Here is a 15,953-nt window from a genome sequence, read left to right as displayed (position 1 = left end):
CCCTGACGGGGACGCAGCGACGCCCTTTCACGATCAATCCGCCAGCGTCGAGAGGTCGCCCGGGTCCTCTCCCATCTCCACGGCCTTCAGGTAGCGCCTCACGATCTTCCCCGAACGCGTCTTCGGGAGCGTCGTCCGGATCTCGATCTCCGACGGCTGCGCGATCGGTCCGAGGTCCTGGCGGACGTGGTCCTTCAGCGACGCGATGAGGCCGGGCCCGGTCTCGACTCCCGCCTTCAGGACGACGAAGGCCTTGATCCGCTCGCCCTTCAGGGGGTCGGGAAGGCCGACGACCGCGCTCTCGGCAACGGCCGGGTGGCGGAGGAGCGAGCCCTCGACGTCGGCCGTGCCGATGCGGTGCCCCGCGACGTTCAGGACGTCGTCGGCGCGGCCCAGGACGGCGAACCAGCCGTCCTGGTCCCGCACGGCGATGTCGCCCGCCGCGTAGAAGCCGGGGATCTGCTGCCAGTACTTCTCGTACCGGGCGTAGTCGCCCCAGACGGTCCGGAGCATGTAGGGGACCGGCTTGCGCAGGACGAGGAGCCCTCCCTGGCCGTCCGGGAGCTGGTTTCCCTGCGCGTCGACGATCGCCGCGTCCACGCCCGGGATCGGCTTCCCGACCTTCCCCGGCCGCGCCTCGAACGTCGGGAGCGTCCCGAGGACGGGGGCGGCGATCTCCGTCTGCCAGAAGTTGTCGACGACCATCCCCTTCGACTGCCCCACGAGGTGCTTCTGGCTCCAGAGGTGCGCCTCGGGGTTGAGCGGCTCGCCCGCGCAGGCGATCAGGCGCAGGCGCGAGAGGTCGTACTTGGCGGGCGCCTCGGGGCCGTGGCTCATCCACATCCTCACGGCCGTCGGCGCGGTGAAGAGGAGGTTCACGCCGAAGCGCTCGCACAGCTCCCAGGTCACCTCGGGGTTCGGCCAGTCGGGCACACCTTCCCGGCAGAAGACGGTCGCGCCGACGGAGAGCGGCCCGTAGACGATGAAGGAGTGGCCGACGATCCAGCCGATGTCCGACGTCGACCAGTAGATGTCGCGCTCGCCGATCTGGTAGAAGGCCTTCGAGAGCCAGGTGACGCCGACCATGTAGCCGCCCGTGGTGTGGACGACCCCCTTCGGCTTCCCCGTCGTCCCGGACGTGTAGAGGATGAAGAGCGGGTCCTCGGCGTCCATCGGCTCCGGCGGGCAGTGGATCTCGTTCGCGTTCTGGATGTCGTAGAAGTCGTGCTCGCGCTCGCTCTCGAATACCGCCTCGTCGATCGTGGGCTTCAGGGAGATCTTCTTGCCGCGCCGGAAGGTGAAGTCGGAGCAGACGATCGCCTTCGCCTGGCAGTCGACGATCCTCGACCTCAGCGCCTGCGTCCCCATTCCGGCGAAGACGACGGAGTGGATCGCGCCGATCCGGGCGCAGGCGAGCATCGTGATGATGCCCTCGGGGACGAGCGGCATGTAGATGATGACGCGGTCGAACCGGCCCACGCCGAGGCGCTTGAGCGCGTTGGCGAAGCGGTTCACCTCGCGGTAGAGGCGGCTGTAGGTGTAGGTGTGCTCCTCGCCGTCCTCGCCGACCCAGATGAGGGCCGCCTTGTTCCGCCGGTCTCCGTACACGTGCCTGTCGATGCAGTTCGCGGAGGCGTTCAGCTTCCCGCCGAGGAACCACTCGTGCTTCGGCAGGTCGAACCGGAAGACCTCGGTGAAAGGCTCGATCCAGTCGACGAGCTTCGACTTTTCCTCCCAGAACGCCGCCGGCTCGGCCGCCGCGTGCGCCCTCTCGACGGCGTCGTTTCCCATGTGCGCCTGCCGCGCGAGCCAGATCGGGGGCGCAATGACGTTCGAGTCCGTCGCGAGCCTCGAGATCGCCGCCTGCTGCGACTCGCTCAGATCGAGCTTCGCCCCTGTGGGGGCATCCGGCTTCTCCGCGCTCATCGTCGCCTCCTCCCCCGCGCCGCGCACGGGACCGTTCCTCCGATGGATCCGGGGATGATAGGGCGAGCGCGCCCGGACCCGAAACGCGTTTACGCGCTTCGGCTCCCGGTGCCGGATTTCAGTCTCCGGGACCGTGCGGGCCGCACGTGCAGTCGGTGCAGCCCTTCGCCGCGCAGGACGAGCAGGTCGAGACGAGCCTCTTCCGGAGCGCCTCGCGGGCGCGGTGGACGCGGACCGCGGCGTTGTTCGGCGTGATCCCGGCCTTCTCGGCGAAGTCTTTCAGGGACAGCCCCTCCACCTCGACGCCACGCAGGGCCTCGGCGTACTCGGGCTTCAGGTCTACGGCGATCCGGCCGACGCAGCGGCAGACCTCCCGTGCCAGCTCCTCGTCCCTCGCCTCCCCCTCCTGCTCCGCCGCGAACGGCGCCATCGCCCGCCCCTCGGAGGCGCTGCGCCGATGGTGGTCGACGAGGGCGTTGCGGAGGACCTGGTAGAACCAGGCGACGGCGGAGGAGTCCTCGCGCAGGCCGTGAGCCTTCGTCACGGCCCGCGCGAAGGCCTCCTGGAGGATCTCCTCGGCCACGGCCCGGTCCCCCGTCCGCTTCGCGAGGAAGGCGAGGAAGCGCGGGTACTCCTCCGCGAGGGCGACGACCGGGTCGGGGCGGGTCACCCGCGCATTCTGCCAAGGACCGTGACGGCGACGGTCGAGGTGTAAGGAACTCCCGAGGGCCGCGTCTCCCGTCCGAGAGAGAGGAGACGCCATGACATCTCACGCTCACGCCCGCCAGTCCGAGCCGGCCACGCCCGACCGGCACTCCTGCTGCCACTCCGCCCACGCGCCGAGGAACCCTCCGGCCTCTTCACCACGGGTCGCGGCCTCCCGCTGGGTCTGCCCGATGCACCCCGAAGTGGTTTCCGACGGCCCGGGCGACTGCCCGGTCTGCGGCATGGCGCTCGAGCCCGAGATGCCGACCTCGGACGTCGAATCGCCCGAGCTCGTCGACATGACGCGGAGGCTGAAGGTCGCGACCGCGCTCGGCCTGCCGGTCCTCCTCCTCGCGATGTCGGACATGGTCCCGGGCCAGCCGCTCCAGCACGCCGTCTCGCCCTGGCTCCTCACGCTCGCCCAGGCCCTCCTCGCGACGCCGGTCGTCGCCTGGGCCGGGGCGCCCTTCTTCCGGCGCGCGTGGGCCTCCCTCGTCAACCGCAGCCCGAACATGTTCACGCTCATCGGCCTCGGCGTCGCGGCCGCGTGGCTCTACAGCGCGGTGGCCCTCGCCGTCGCCGCGCTCCGGCCCGATCTCGTTCCCGACGTCTACCGGGGGCACGGCGGCGCGCCCCTCGTCTACTTCGAGGCGGCCGCCGTCATCACGGCGCTCGCCCTCCTCGGCCAGGTCCTCGAGCTTGGCCCGGAGCCGGACGAGCTCGGCCATCCGCGCCCTCCTCGACCTCTCGCCGAAGACGGCGCGAAGGATCGAAGGCGACGGCCGCGAGGTGGACGTTCCCGTCGAGCACGTCGCGGCGGGCGACCGCCTCCGCGTGCGGCCCGGCGAGCGCGTCCCGGTGGACGGGACGATCGAGGACGGGACCTCCTGGGTCGACGAGTCGATGATCACGGGCGAGCCGATCCCGGTGGAGAAGGCCCCGGGGAGCGCCGTCACCGGCGGGACCGTGAACGGCGCCGGCGGCTTCGTCATGGCGGCCGAGCGGGTCGGCGAGGGGACGACGCTCGCGCGGATCGTCCGGCTCGTCGCCGAGGCCCAGAGGAGCCGCGCCGCGATCCAGCAGCTCGCCGACCGCGTCTCGGCCTGGTTCGTCCCGGCGGTCGTGGTTGCGTCGTTCGTGACCTTCGCCCTCTGGATGGCCCTCGGGCCCGAGCCGCGATTCGTCCACGCCCTCGCCTCGGCGATCGCGGTCGTCATCATCGCCTGCCCGTGCGCCCTCGGCCTCGCGACGCCCCTCTCCATCATGGTCGCGACCGGGCGCGGCGCCCTCTCCGGCGTCCTCGTGAAGAACGCCGACGCCCTCGAGCGTCTCGCCACCGTGGACGTCCTCGTCATCGACAAGACCGGCACGCTCACCGAGGGGCGGCCCACCGTCGCGGCCGTGGAGGCCGTCGAGCCGTTCACCGAGGGCGAGGTCGTGCGTCTCGCCGCCGCCCTCGAGCGCGCGAGCGAGCACCCGCTCGGCGCGGCCATCGTGGCCGCCGCGGGCGCGGGCCCGCTTCCCCTCGTCTCGGAGTTCCGGTCCGTCACGGGCCGCGGCGTCGCGGGCCGCGTCTCGGGCCACGACGTCCTCGTCGGGAGCCTCCGATTCCTCGAGGAGGCGGGCGTCGAGACGACGGCGCTCGCCGCCCTCGCGACGGCCCACCAGGAAGAGGGCCGGACCGCCGTCACCGTCGCCGTCGACGGCCGCCCGCGGGTCTCGTCGCCGTCGCCGATCCGATCAAGGCCTCGGCCCCGGCCGCTCTCGCGGCCCTTCGCGCCGACGGCATCGAGATCGTCCTCCTGACGGGAGACGCGCGTCGCTCGGCCGCCGCCGTGGCGAGATCGCTCGGGATCGCCCGGTTCGAGGCCGAGGTCCTCCCCGAGGAGAAGGGGGCCGTCGTCGAGCGGCTCCGCGCGGAAGGCCGGGTCGTCGCGATGGCCGGAGACGGCGTGAACGACGCCCCCGCCCTCGCCCGCGCCGACGTCGGCATCGCGATGGGCACCGGGACCGACGTCGCCATCGAGAGCGCCGCCGTCACCCTCCTCAACGGCGACCTCGCGGGCCTCGTCCGCGCGCGGCGCCTCGGCCGCGCCACGATGCGCAACATCCGCCAGAACCTCGCGTGGGCGTTCGGCTACAACCTCCTCGGCGTTCCTCTCGCGGCCGGCCTCCTCTACCCGTTCTTCGGCGTTCTCCTCTCGCCGATGGTCGCCGGGGCCGCCATGAGCCTCAGCTCGGTCTCCGTCATCGTGAACTCGCTCCGCCTCCGCAGGCTCGAGCTCTGAAGCGCCTCCGGCGAGGCGGCCGGGGCGAGAACTCCCGGCCGCCCCGCCGTACAAGGAGAGGTGAGTGGCGGTGTCGAACTCGGGCTCCGGGAGGAGCCGTCCCCGGCGGGAAGCCCTTTGGACGCCATGATCCGGCTCACCCGGCTCAACAAGAGCTACCCCATGGGGTCGAGCAAGCTCCACGTCCTCAAGGGGATCGACCTCTCGATCGCCCCGGGCGAGCTGGTCGCGATCATGGGAGCATCCGGGTCCGGGAAGTCGACCCTCCTCAACGTCCTCGGCCTCCTCGACGGGTACGACGACGGGGACTACCACCTCGACGGGCAGCGGATCGGGCAGATGTCCGAGACGAAGGCCGCGGGCCTTCGGGCCAGCCTTCTCGGCTTCGTCTTCCAGTCGTTCAACCTGATCCCGTTCAAGACGGCCGTCGAGAACGTCGCCCTCCCGCTCTACTACCAGGCGGTCCCGAGGCGCAAGCGCAACAAGCTCGCCGAGGAGTACCTCGACCGGGTCGGCCTGGCCGACCGCGCGGAGCACCTCCCCCGCGAGCTCTCGGGCGGGCAGCAGCAGCGCGTCGCGATCGCGCGGGCCCTCATCTCGAACCCGAAGGTCATCCTCGCCGACGAGCCGACGGGCGCGCTCGACTCCCAGACCTCGCTCGAGGTGATGGAGGTCCTCCGGGAGATCAACGCGACCGGCGTCACCCTCCTCATCGTGACGCACGAGCGGGAGGTCGCGGCCCGGACCCGCCGCGTCATCCGCCTCCGCGACGGACGGATCGAGGGAGACGGGCCCCCGGAGACCGTCTTCGCCCCGGCCCCCTTCGCCCCCGCCGCGTTCGCGCCGGCCTCCCCCGCTCCGGCCGCCGCCCTGACGACGTGAGTCCGTGAGGCCGAAGTGATCGAGATCGACACCTGGCAGGAGATCTTCGACACGGTCCGGAAGAACAAGCTCCGGACGTTCCTCACCGGGTTCAGCGTGGCGTGGGGAATCCTCATGCTCATCGTCCTCCTCGGCTCCGGGCAGGGGCTCTCGAAGGGAGTCGAGTACGGCTTCCGGGACGACGCCACGAACAGCATCTGGATCCGGAGCGGCCAGACGAGCGTCCCGTGGAAAGGGCTCCGGCCCGGGCGGACGGTTCAGTTCACGAACGAGGACTACGACACCATCCGCGGGGGCGTGAAGGGGGTCGAGCACATCACCTCGCGCTTCTTCATCCGCGGGACGCTGACGGTCGCCTGGCACGGGGAAACCTCCAGCTTCGACGTCCGCGCCGTCCACCCCGACCACCAGCACCTCGAGCAGTCGATCATCACCGGGGGGCGCTTCCTCAACCCCACCGACGTCGAAGAGCACCGGAAGGTCGCGGTCATCGGCGAGCGCGTGAAGGCCCAGCTCTTCAAGGGGGCGCCGGCCCTCGGCGAGTACCTCGAGATCAAGGGGGTCCCGTTCCAGGTCGTCGGGGTCTTCACCGACGTCGGCGGCGAGGGGGAGCAGGAGAAGATCTACATCCCGATCTCGACCGCCCAGCGGACCTACGGCGGCGCGAACAACGTCGCGATGATCATGATGACGGTCGGCGACGCCTCGGTCGACGAGAGCCAGGCCATCGCGACCGACCTGAGGCTCAGGGTCGCCGAGCGGCACGACTTCGACCCCGACGACAAGCGGGCCGTCTTCATCTCGAATGCCGTCGTCGAGTTCCAGCGGTTCGTCGACCTGATGGGCGGCATCCGCGCGTTCGTCTGGGTCATCGGCATCGGGACGCTTCTCGCCGGCGTCGTCGGCGTCTCGAACATCATGATGATCGCCGTCAAGGAGCGGACGAAGGAGATCGGGATCCGCAAGGCGGTCGGCGCGACGCCCATGTCCGTCATGTCCCTCATCCTGAAGGAGGCGATCCTCGTCACGGGGGTCGCCGGCTACGTCGGGCTCGTCGCGGGGGTCGCGCTCCTCGAGGTGATGTCGCGCTCGCTCGGGGAGTCCGAGATGTTCCGCAACCCCGAGGTCGACTTCGGCGTCGCCGTCTCGGCGACGCTCCTCCTCGTCGTCGCGGGCGGCGTGGCCGGCTTCTTCCCGGCACGCAAGGCCGCGGCGATCCGCCCCGTCGAGGCCCTGAGGGACGAGTAGCCGTGACGCACCTCCTCGACCTCGACCACTGGCAGGAGATCCGGGTCGCCCTCTTCCGAAACCGGACCCGGACGGCCCTCACGGCCTTCGGCGTCTTCTGGGGGATCTTCCTCCTCATGGTGATGCTCGGATCGGGCTCGGGCCTGAAGAAGGGCGTCCTCCAGGGCTTTTCCGACGGCGCGACGAACAGCTTCTTCATCTGGACGCAGCGGACGCAGAAGCCGTTCGCCGGGATGCCCGCCGGCCGCGGCATCCGGATGACGAACGCCGACGTCGCCGCGATCCGCGAGAAGGTCCCCGAGGTCGAGGTCGTCGCCCCGCGCAACCAGCTCCGCGGTTTCGGCGGCGGGAACAACGTCTCCCGCGGCCGGAAGACCGGCGCCTTCAGCGTCATGGGCGACTACCCCGAGATCCGCCGGGTCCAGTCGCTGAGGCTCGAATCGGGACGTTTCCTCAACCCGATCGACGTCGAGGAGAGCCGGAAAGTCGCCGTCATCGGGACCCGCGTCCTGGAGCTCCTCTTCGCGCGCGGGGAGGAGCCGATCGGCGATTCGATCGTCATCCGGGGGGTCTACTTCCAGGTCGTCGGCGTCTTCGTCTCGCCGCAGACGGGAGACGCGGCCGAGCGCGACGCGCAGACGATCTTCGTCCCGTTCACGACGTTCCAGCGGGCCTTCAACTACGGCGACCGTGTCGGCTGGATGGCGATCATCTCCCGTCCCGACGTTCCCGCCTCCGTCGCCGAGGAGAAGGTCCTCTCCCTCCTCCGGTCGCGGCACAGGGTGGCCCCCGACGACCTCCGCGCCTTCGGCCACTTCAACCTCGAGGAGGAGTACACGAAGATCCAGGGGCTCTTCTCGGGGATCCGCCTCCTCGTCTGGATCGTCGGCGTCGGCACGCTCGCCGCCGGCGTCATCGGCGTCTCGAACATCATGCTCATCATCGTCAGGGAGCGGACGAAGGAGATCGGCATCCGCCGGGCGCTCGGAGCGAAGCCCTCGGCCGTCGTCAGCCAGATCGTCTCCGAGTCCGTCATCCTGACGTCGCTCGCCGGCTACCTCGGCCTCGTCGCGGGAATCGCCCTCGTCGTCGGCATCGGCAGGCTCCTCCCGCCGGGCGGCGCGGGGATGTTCCTCGACCCCGACGTCGGCGTCGGCGAGGCGCTCCAGGCCCTCGCCATCCTCGTCGTGGCGGGCGTCCTCGCCGGCCTCGCCCCCGCGCAGCGCGCCCTCGCCGTCAGCCCCACCGTCGCCCTCAGATCGGAGTGACCGTCCCATGCTGAAGAAGATCCTCGGAATCGCCGCCGGCCTGCTCGTCCTCGCCCTCTTCGCGGGGACCGTCTGGTTCCTCTGGGCCAAGTCGCAGAAAGCCGAGACCGTCTGGCAGACCGAGTCGCCGAAGGTCGCGACGATCATCAAGAAGGCCGTCTCGACCGGCTCCGTCGTCCCGCGGCAGGAGGTCGCCATCAAGCCGCGCGTCTCGGGGATCATCGAGGAGATCCACGTCGAGGCCGGGGCGAAGATCAGGGAGGGGGACCTCATCGCGAAGATCCGCCTCGTCCCCGACATGGTCCGCCTCAACGAGGCGCAGAGCCGCGTGGAGAAGGCGAAGATCGCCCTCGACGCCGCCGAGAAGGACCACGCACGAAACGTGGCGCTCTCCCGCGACGGAACGATCTCGGCCTCCGCCTTCCAGACGTACCAGACCGCCCTCGAGAACACGCGGACCGAGCTGCGCACCGCGAGCGACAACCTCGACCTGATCCAGAAGGGGATCTCCCGGACGACGGGCGACGCCTCGAACACCCTCGTCCGCTCCACGATCTCGGGGACCGTCCTCGAGGTGCCGGTGAAGGTCGGCAACTCCGTCATCGAGACGAACACGTTCAACGAGGGGACGACGATCGCTACGATCGCCGACATGGGCGACATGATCTTCCTCGGCAAGGTGGACGAGTCGGAGGTCGGCAAGCTCAAGCCCGGGATGACGCTCCTCCTGACGATCGGGGCCGTCGAGGGGAAAAAGCCCGAGGCGACGCTCGAGCACATCGCTCCGAAGGGGGTCGAAAAGGAGGGGGCGATCCAGTTCGAGATCAAGGCGGCGCTGAAGCCGATCAAGGACGTCGTGATCCGCGCGAACTACAGCGCGAACGCCGACATCGTCCTCGACCGGCGGGACGACGTCCTCGCGCTGAACGAGAGCCTCCTCGCCTTCGAGGACGGCAAGAAGTTCGTCGAGGTCGAGACCGCCCCGCAGAAGTTCGAGAAGCGCGAGGTGAAGACCGGCCTCTCCGACGGCATCCAGGTCGAGATCCTCTCGGGCCTCGTGGAGAAGGACAAGGTCAAGGGTCCGCCAGAGAAGACGGAGAAGGCGAAGACGGGAAGCTGACCGGCGCCCGTTCGCGGTGCGGGGCCGCGCCTCCCCGTACAATCCGCCGGCCATGAGCGAGGCGGTTGCGGGGGCGCCAGAGGGGGCGCGGCGGGGGACGATGTCGCGGGTGGCGGCGGTGGTGGCGCTGTCGTTCTCGTCGGGGCTGCCGCTCGGGCTCGTCTGGATCGCGATCCCCGACTGGATGCGCTCGATGGGCGTCGACATCCGCGTCGTCGGGCTCTTCACGCTCGCGCAGGCCCCCTGGTCCTTCAAGTTCCTCTGGTCGCCGCTCATGGACCGTTTCCGGCTGCCGTTCTGGGGCCGGCGGCGGGGATGGATCGCGGTGGCGCAGGTGGCGCTCGCGCTCTCGGGGCTCGGGCTCTCCGGCGTGGGGAGCCGGCCCGAGACGCCGTGGGTCGCGCTGGCGCTGACGCTCGCCGTCGCGCTCTCGGCCGCCACGCAGGACATCGCGATCGACGCCTACGCGGTCGACGTCCTCCGGAAGGAGGAGCACGGCGTCGCGGTCGGCCTGCGCACGGCCGTGTACCGGGCAGCCATGACCCTCTCGGGGGGCCTCGCGATCTGGGCGGCAGCGAGCCTCGGGTGGGGCGCGGTCAACCTCCTCCTCGGCCTCGCCTACCTGCCGCTCATCCTCGTCACGTGGCGCTCGCCGGAGCCGGAGGAGCCGCCCGCCGGGCCGAAGACGCTGCGCGACGCGATCTGGCTGCCGTTCCTCGAGTGCCTCTCGCGCCACCGCGCGGTCGAGATCCTGGTCTTCGTCGTCCTCTACAAGCTGGCCGACGCGCTCTCGCAGTCGCTGCTCCGGCCCTTCCTCATCGACATGGGGTACGGCGGGTTCGACCGCGGCTTCGTCCTCGGCACCGCGGGCGTCGCCCTGACGATCGCCGGCACGTTCCTCGGCGGCGTCGCCTGCACCCGGATCGGCCTCGGGCACTCGCTCTGGATCTTCGGCTTCTTCCAGATCTTCTCGAACATCGGCTACGTCCTGATCACCTACTGGCCGGGCGGCCGCCCCGTCATGTACGGCGCGATGGCGTTCGAGATGATCACGAGCGGCCTCGGGATGGGGGCGTTCGGCGTGCTCCTCCTGCGCATCACCGAGAAGAGGTTCTCGGCGACGCAGTACGCGCTCTTCTCGTCGCTCTTCGGCCTGCCCCGCATCCTCGGCGGCCCGATCACCGGCCTCATCGTGGACGCCGCCGGGTGGCGGACGTTCTTCTGGTTCACGATCGCCGCCGGCGTGCCGGGGCTGATCCTGCTCCAGAGGTTCGCGCCGATCGGCGTGCGCGAGCCGCGCTTCACGGCCGAGACGGTCGCCGTCCGGCGGCGGATGACCGGGCGGCAGATCGCCCGGCGCGGCGCGGCCGGCGCGATCGTGACCCTCGTCGTGAGCGCCGCCTGGATGATCGGGCTCGTCGCGGTGAAGGCGTATCGCAAGGACCCGGCCGCCGGCTTCGACCTAGCCGCCGCGGCCGCGGCGTTCATCCACCCGGTCACGGTCGGCGGATGGACGCAGCTCGTCGCCGTCCTGGTCGTCGGGGTCCTCGGCGGCCTCGGCACAGCGGCGCTCCTCACCGCACGGCACGGGGAGAGGGCAACGGACAGCGGGGAGAGCGCGGAATAACGACGAGGGTCGATGACGCGTCGAGGCCCCGCCCGGTGACGTGGCGGCCGCGGTTCGTTCTATGCTCCGGGCGACCGTAGAAAGACATGTCCAAGAGGTTCGCGTCCCGTGCCCGGAGCATCGGACAAAGGCTCGCGTACGGATACGCGGCGGCGGGCCTCGTCCTGCTCGCCGTGCTGGCGCTGCGCGTCGACGCCTTCGCGGGCTGGATGTGGGGATCGCTGCTGATTCTCCTGTTTCTCGTCGTGTCGCTTCGATCCGCGCTCGTCTTCGCCTATCGGAAGGTGCCTTCGAAACTCAGCTGGTGGATCCGGCCGACGCCGGTCGTAGAGAGCGAGTTCACGGTGACGTGGCTCGTCTACGCCGTGTTCTTCGGAGCGGCGTCGGTGCTGATCGTTCTCCTCTAACGCGTCGAAACCATCGAGGAGGTCCCCGTGCCCGTCCTTCCGTTCCTGCTGCTCGCTCTCCCGCTCCTCGCCTCCGACGCAACGATTCCGAGGGCCCCGCCAAGGAAGGTCTGTCCGCCGAGGTCTCCGCCCTCACGCGCTCCCTCGTGGAGCCGGTCTACCGGAAGGCGAACGGCCACGGCTTCTCGACCTTCGCGTGCGACGTCCCGAGACCCGTCCCGCCGGGAGGCTTCTTCGACTGCGACACGGTGGACGAGAAGGGCGAGACGGCGCGCTACACGCTGACGGTCGACCGCGACATCCAGGCGACGGTCGTCCTCGTCACGTTCCCCGTATCGAGGCTCGGCCCCGAGGAGCGCGCCGTCGTGGAGCCTCCCGGCCGTGCGTTCCTGGACACGTACCGCCGTGCCGCCTGGAAGGAGCTCCACGCGGCCCTGCACCCCGCGCTCCGCGCGGCGATGCCCCTCGCCGACCTGGAGGCGCAGCTCGGGTCGGCCCGGGGCTCGATGGGCGCGCTGCGTTCGGCCTCCGTCCGGGGCGTTTCGGTCCGCTCGACGCCGGACCCCGAGGTCCGTCACTCCGAGCTCGCCTGGGACCTCGACTCCGAGAAGGGTCCGGGCGTCGCACGGTTCCGCATCGAGTACGACGGAGAGGTCCCGAAAGTCTCGGCGTTCCGCATCTACCCGGCCGCCGGCTCCGCCCTCCAGGCCTCCATTCTCGAGGCCATGCTGCGCGGGAAGGCCTCCGAGCTCCTCGGCGAGCCCGTGGCCCGCCTGGCCGGGCCGCTCGAGAAGCTCGAGAAGGCCGGGGACGCCGTCCTCGGGACCGCCCATCTCGCCTCCGGGCGCGAGGTCCCCGTCCGGATCGAGCAGAGCGGCCGCAGCGACGACTTCGAACGGAACGACTTCACCTGCCAGGTCCTCGACGCGCCGTGGCTGATCCGGAAGTCGTTCGCGTCGCGCTCGCTGGAGCTGGCGTCCGTCGACTGTCCGTCCCGGGTCGTGCCCGACGACGGCTCGCAGGTCTGTCACGTCCTGCTGAAGACCGGAGAGCGCTACGCCGTCACGATCCACCGCCGCGGCGGCGAGCACCGTGTGACCGCCGCAGAAGCGCCGGAGCGCTGACCGCCCGAACCCCTTCAGAGCCCCGAGCGGACCCGCGCCTCGTAGAAGAGAACCCGGCCTGCCGCCTCCGCGGCGAAGGCGAGGGCGAGGGCCGCGACGACGGGCCACGCCGCGTCCGGGGCGAGGCGGGTCGCGAGGCCGGCGGCGACGGCGAGCGCCGTGAGCGCGATCCGCGCCACGACGATCCCGCGCCGCTCGCGACCCGCCCGCGCGAAGGCCTCGCGCTCGGCACCGCTCCTGCCCGCAAGACGCCGGAGCCAGAGGAGCCCCGAGACGAGGGCGACGACGAGGACGACGAGCCCCGCGGCGAGGAGCGGGATCGGGCCCCGGGCAGGGTCCGTCGAGTGGGTTCCCCGAAGCGCGAGCCCCGCCGCGACGGCGAGGGCACCGAGCGCGACGGACGTTGCGAAGAAGGCGACCGGCGTCGCGCGCTGATCCCACGAAGGGACCGTCCGGAGGCCGTAGGCCCGCGCCATCGTCACGACGAGGCCGATTCCCGCGACGGCGGCGAAGCCGTGCGCGAAGCCGGCGGCGGAGCCCGCCGGGCCGGGCTTGAGGCGGAGGAGAGTCGCCGTGGCGAGGGCGGCGGTGAAGAGCGCCGCGAGGAGGATCTCGCGGCTCAGCCAGGAGGAGCCCAGGTTCCCGAGCGCGCGGACCGCGTTGCGGGGGTTCCCGAGGTGAAGGAACGACGCCGCGAGGCCGAGCAGGGCGGCGACGAGCGCGAACGCGAGGACCGGCAGCGCAGCCGCCTCCACGGAAGCACCCGCACCCGCGCGGACCGCGCGCCCCTCGAACGCGAGGAGGAACGCGCACGTCCCCGCCGCCGCCTGGGTGAGGAGCGTGAAGGCAACGAGGGCCCATGCACTTGTCGGAGTCGAGGAGGACGACGCCGTCCTCGCGCCTCTGGACGGCCCCCGTCGGGCAGACCTCCGCGCAGACGGGCCGCTCGCAGTGGTTGCAGGAGAGGGAGAGGTTCCAGGCGAAGACGTCGTGCGTCCACGCGGCCCCCGCTCGCGCCCACCCGCCCCCCGAGACCTCGTAGACCCGCCGCCAGAGGATGCCGGCGGGGAGGTCGTTGTGGTCCTTGCAGGCGGCCTGGCAGGCCTTGCAGCCGGTGCAGGACGCGGCGTCGAAGTGGACGACGAAGGGGCCGTTCACCGGCGCCCCTCCCGGCGCCGGAACGCCGCGGCCGCCGGGCGGGGCCGCTTCGCCCGCCCGGTCGCCACGCTCCCCTTCTCCGCCCTTTCCACCTCTGCCATCGCGGTGTGCTGCGCGGTGCCGTAGGCGAGCGGCGTCCATCGCTCGCTCGTCAGGACGTTCACGTTGCCGCGGCGGTCCTCGCCCCGCTCGTCGGGCGTCCACCAGGCCCCCTGCGGGATGTCGATCACGCCTGGGAGGATCCGCGACGTCACCCGGCACCGGAGGCGGACGGCGCCGCGGCCGTTGAAGACGCGGACCTCGTCGCCGTCGGCGACGCCGCGCTCCCCGGCGTCGAGCGGGTTCAGGTAGACGCGCTGCGGGAAAGCCTCCTCCAGCCAGTCGTTGTTGTCATGCGTGGAGTGGACGCGGTGGAGCGTGTGGTGTCCGATCACCTGCAGCGGGTACGTCGCTGCCTCTTGGCCGAACGGGCTCTCCCACTCCTCGACGTACTTCCGGAACGGCGGGAATCTCGTCGGGCCGCCCCTTCTCGTGGAGCGCCTTCGAGAAGATCTCGATCTTCCCCGAGGGGTGTCGAGCGGGTGCGCCTCCGGGTCCCCCCGGAACTCCTCGAACGCGACCGCGGGGCGGGTCACCGGCTTCGCCCAGACGCCGACGTTCTTCTCGAGGAGGTCGTCGAGCGGCGGCAGGTCGGGGAAGCGGGTCTCCCGATAGCGGTCGAGGACCCACTCCACCCAGCCCCGCTCGTCGCGTTCCTCCGTAAAGGCCTTCTCCACGCCGAGGCGCTTTGCGAGGTCCGCGCAGATCCGGTAGTCGCTCCGGCACTCGCCGGGCGGCTCGACGACCTTCGGCATCAGGATGACCTCGTCGCCGTACTTCCAGCCGTCCTCGACACCCCACGTCTCGAACTGCGTGCAGGCGGGGAGGACGACGTCGGCGAAGCGGGCCGTCGGCGTCAGGAAGTTGTCCTGGACGACGAGGAACTCCACCTTCGACTCGTCGGCGAGGATTCGCGCGGTCCGATTGACGTTCGCGTGCTGGTTGACGAGCGCGTTCGTCGCGACCGCGTAGATCAGCTTCACGTCGGTCCCGAGGCGGCGCGAGGAGGGCTCGGTCCCGAACAGCGCCGCGGCGTCGCGGCCCCGCGCGACGGTCCCCGAGAAGACGACGCCGTCCTCCTCCCCCATCTCGCGGCCCCTCAGGACCGCCTCGGTCCAGAGGAAGCACGGGATCGCCGCGCCGAACGGGTTCTCGCCGGTCGGGAAGACGGTCCAGAAGGGGCCGCCGTCGGGCGCCTGGTTCCCGAGACCCGAGGCCCAGCCGCCCGGGATCCCGACGTTCCCGCGAGCGCCGCCAGGACGCAGCCGCCCCGGACGACCTGCTCGCCGTACGCCCCGTCGCTGCATCCCGTAGCCCTGGTAGAGGACGCCCGGGACCGACGTACGCGTACTTCGCGCGCGGCGGGCGATCGTCGCGCGCGGCACGGTGGTGATCGGCTCGGCCCACTCCGTCTTCGGGACGCCGTCCCTCGCGCTGAGAGGTGGTCGCGAAGCCATGTTCCTCCTCGCACCCCGGCGGCATCGACCAGGCGTCGAAGCCGACAGTGGGTCCTGACGAACTCCGCGTCGTAGACCTCGGTCACCGTGACGTACGCCATCGCGCCTGGAGGCGCGGCGTCGGTGCCGGGGCGGATCGGGATCCACTCGTCCGCGAGTGACGCGGCCGAGAGGCTGTGCCGCGGGTCGATGCAGACGACGCGGGCGCCCCGTTGCCGCGCGAGCTTGAGGAAGAAATCGCTGTTCGTCCCGTCGCGCATCTCCGCCGGGTTCCAGCCCCACATCAGGATCAGCTTCGCGTTCACCCAGTCCTGGCGCTGGTTGCCGGTCGTGAGCGTGCCGTAGACCGTTGGCGTCGCCACGTTGATGGCGGCCCAGGAGTAGCTGTTCCAGATCCCGAGGCACCCGCCGGCGACGTTCATCAGACGCCGCGCCACGTGCGAACCGTTCGTCTGGTTGTACGAGCCGGTCCCGTACGGGACGAAGAGGGCGCCGGGGCCGTACGTCTCCCGCACCCGCTTCATCTCCGATGCGACGAGGTCGAGCGCCTCGTCCCAGGAGACCCGGGGGCAAACTTCCCTTCCCCACGCCTTCCGACCCGCTTCAGCGGGTGGAGGAGCCCGGTCGGGGTGGTACTGGCGGCG

At 71.2% G+C, this 15,953-nt stretch carries 11 protein-coding genes and 2 pseudogenes; 8 read left to right on the top strand and 5 right to left on the bottom strand.

The window, feature by feature from the left end:
* Positions 1-33: 33 nt before the first annotated feature.
* Both IPN03_10440 and IPN03_10435 read right to left on the bottom strand, forming a co-directional pair.
* Positions 34-1,926 carry an AMP-binding protein gene (locus tag IPN03_10440; GenBank protein ID MBK9374120.1) on the bottom strand — a complete coding sequence of 631 codons (1,893 nt, stop codon included), beginning with the start codon at positions 1,924-1,926 and terminating at the stop codon, positions 34-36.
* Positions 1,927-2,044: 118 nt separating this feature from the next.
* Positions 2,045-2,689 carry a sigma-70 family RNA polymerase sigma factor gene (locus IPN03_10435; protein ID MBK9374119.1) on the bottom strand — a complete coding sequence of 215 codons (645 nt, stop codon included), beginning with the start codon at positions 2,687-2,689 and terminating at the stop codon, positions 2,045-2,047.
* Between IPN03_10435 and IPN03_10430 the strand changes: the two are divergent.
* The 8 genes and pseudogenes from IPN03_10430 (at position 2,688) to IPN03_10395 (ending at position 12,595) form a co-directional block, all read left to right on the top strand.
* Positions 2,688-4,919, top strand: a pseudogene (locus IPN03_10430) (copper-translocating P-type ATPase). The gene IPN03_10435 and the pseudogene IPN03_10430 overlap by 2 nt on opposite strands.
* 126 nt (positions 4,920-5,045) lie before the next feature.
* A complete protein-coding gene (locus tag IPN03_10425) occupies positions 5,046-5,801 on the top strand; it encodes an ABC transporter ATP-binding protein (protein MBK9374118.1) in 756 nt (251 codons plus the stop codon).
* Positions 5,802-5,816: 15 nt separating this feature from the next.
* Positions 5,817-7,049 carry an ABC transporter permease gene (locus IPN03_10420; GenBank protein MBK9374117.1) on the top strand — a complete coding sequence of 411 codons (1,233 nt, stop codon included), beginning with the start codon at positions 5,817-5,819 and terminating at the stop codon, positions 7,047-7,049.
* Between the two features lie 2 nt (positions 7,050-7,051).
* Complete coding sequence (locus tag IPN03_10415; GenBank protein MBK9374116.1) at positions 7,052-8,317, top strand: ABC transporter permease; 1,266 nt, start codon at positions 7,052-7,054, stop codon at positions 8,315-8,317.
* 7 nt (positions 8,318-8,324) lie between these two features.
* Entirely contained in the window at positions 8,325-9,437 is a 1,113-nt protein-coding gene (locus tag IPN03_10410; protein ID MBK9374115.1) for an efflux RND transporter periplasmic adaptor subunit, read from the top strand.
* 52 nt (positions 9,438-9,489) lie between these two features.
* Entirely contained in the window at positions 9,490-11,064 is a 1,575-nt protein-coding gene (locus IPN03_10405; GenBank protein ID MBK9374114.1) for an MFS transporter, read from the top strand.
* A gap of 86 nt (positions 11,065-11,150) precedes the next feature.
* Positions 11,151-11,471: a hypothetical protein gene (locus IPN03_10400; protein MBK9374113.1), complete on the top strand. Its 321-nt coding sequence runs from the start codon at positions 11,151-11,153 to the stop codon at positions 11,469-11,471.
* 146 nt (positions 11,472-11,617) lie between these two features.
* Complete coding sequence (locus IPN03_10395; protein MBK9374112.1) at positions 11,618-12,595, top strand: hypothetical protein; 978 nt, start codon at positions 11,618-11,620, stop codon at positions 12,593-12,595.
* 14 nt (positions 12,596-12,609) lie between these two features.
* On the opposite strand, the pseudogene IPN03_10390 reads toward IPN03_10395, so the two are convergent.
* The 3 genes and pseudogenes from IPN03_10390 to IPN03_10380 form a co-directional block, all read right to left on the bottom strand.
* A pseudogene (locus IPN03_10390) lies at positions 12,610-13,458 on the bottom strand (dimethyl sulfoxide reductase anchor subunit).
* 291 nt (positions 13,459-13,749) lie between these two features.
* Entirely contained in the window at positions 13,750-14,940 is a 1,191-nt protein-coding gene (locus tag IPN03_10385; protein MBK9374111.1) for a molybdopterin-dependent oxidoreductase, read from the bottom strand.
* A gap of 11 nt (positions 14,941-14,951) precedes the next feature.
* Positions 14,952-15,953, bottom strand: a 1,002-nt coding sequence (locus IPN03_10380) for a molybdopterin-dependent oxidoreductase (protein ID MBK9374110.1), incomplete at its 5' end; no start/stop codon positions are given.

Source organism: Holophagales bacterium (genome assembly GCA_016719485.1).
GTDB lineage: Bacteria > Acidobacteriota > Thermoanaerobaculia > UBA5066 > UBA5066 > UBA5066.
Note: the sequence above shows the minus strand (reverse complement) of the source record. Positions and strands in the feature narration are given on the sequence as shown.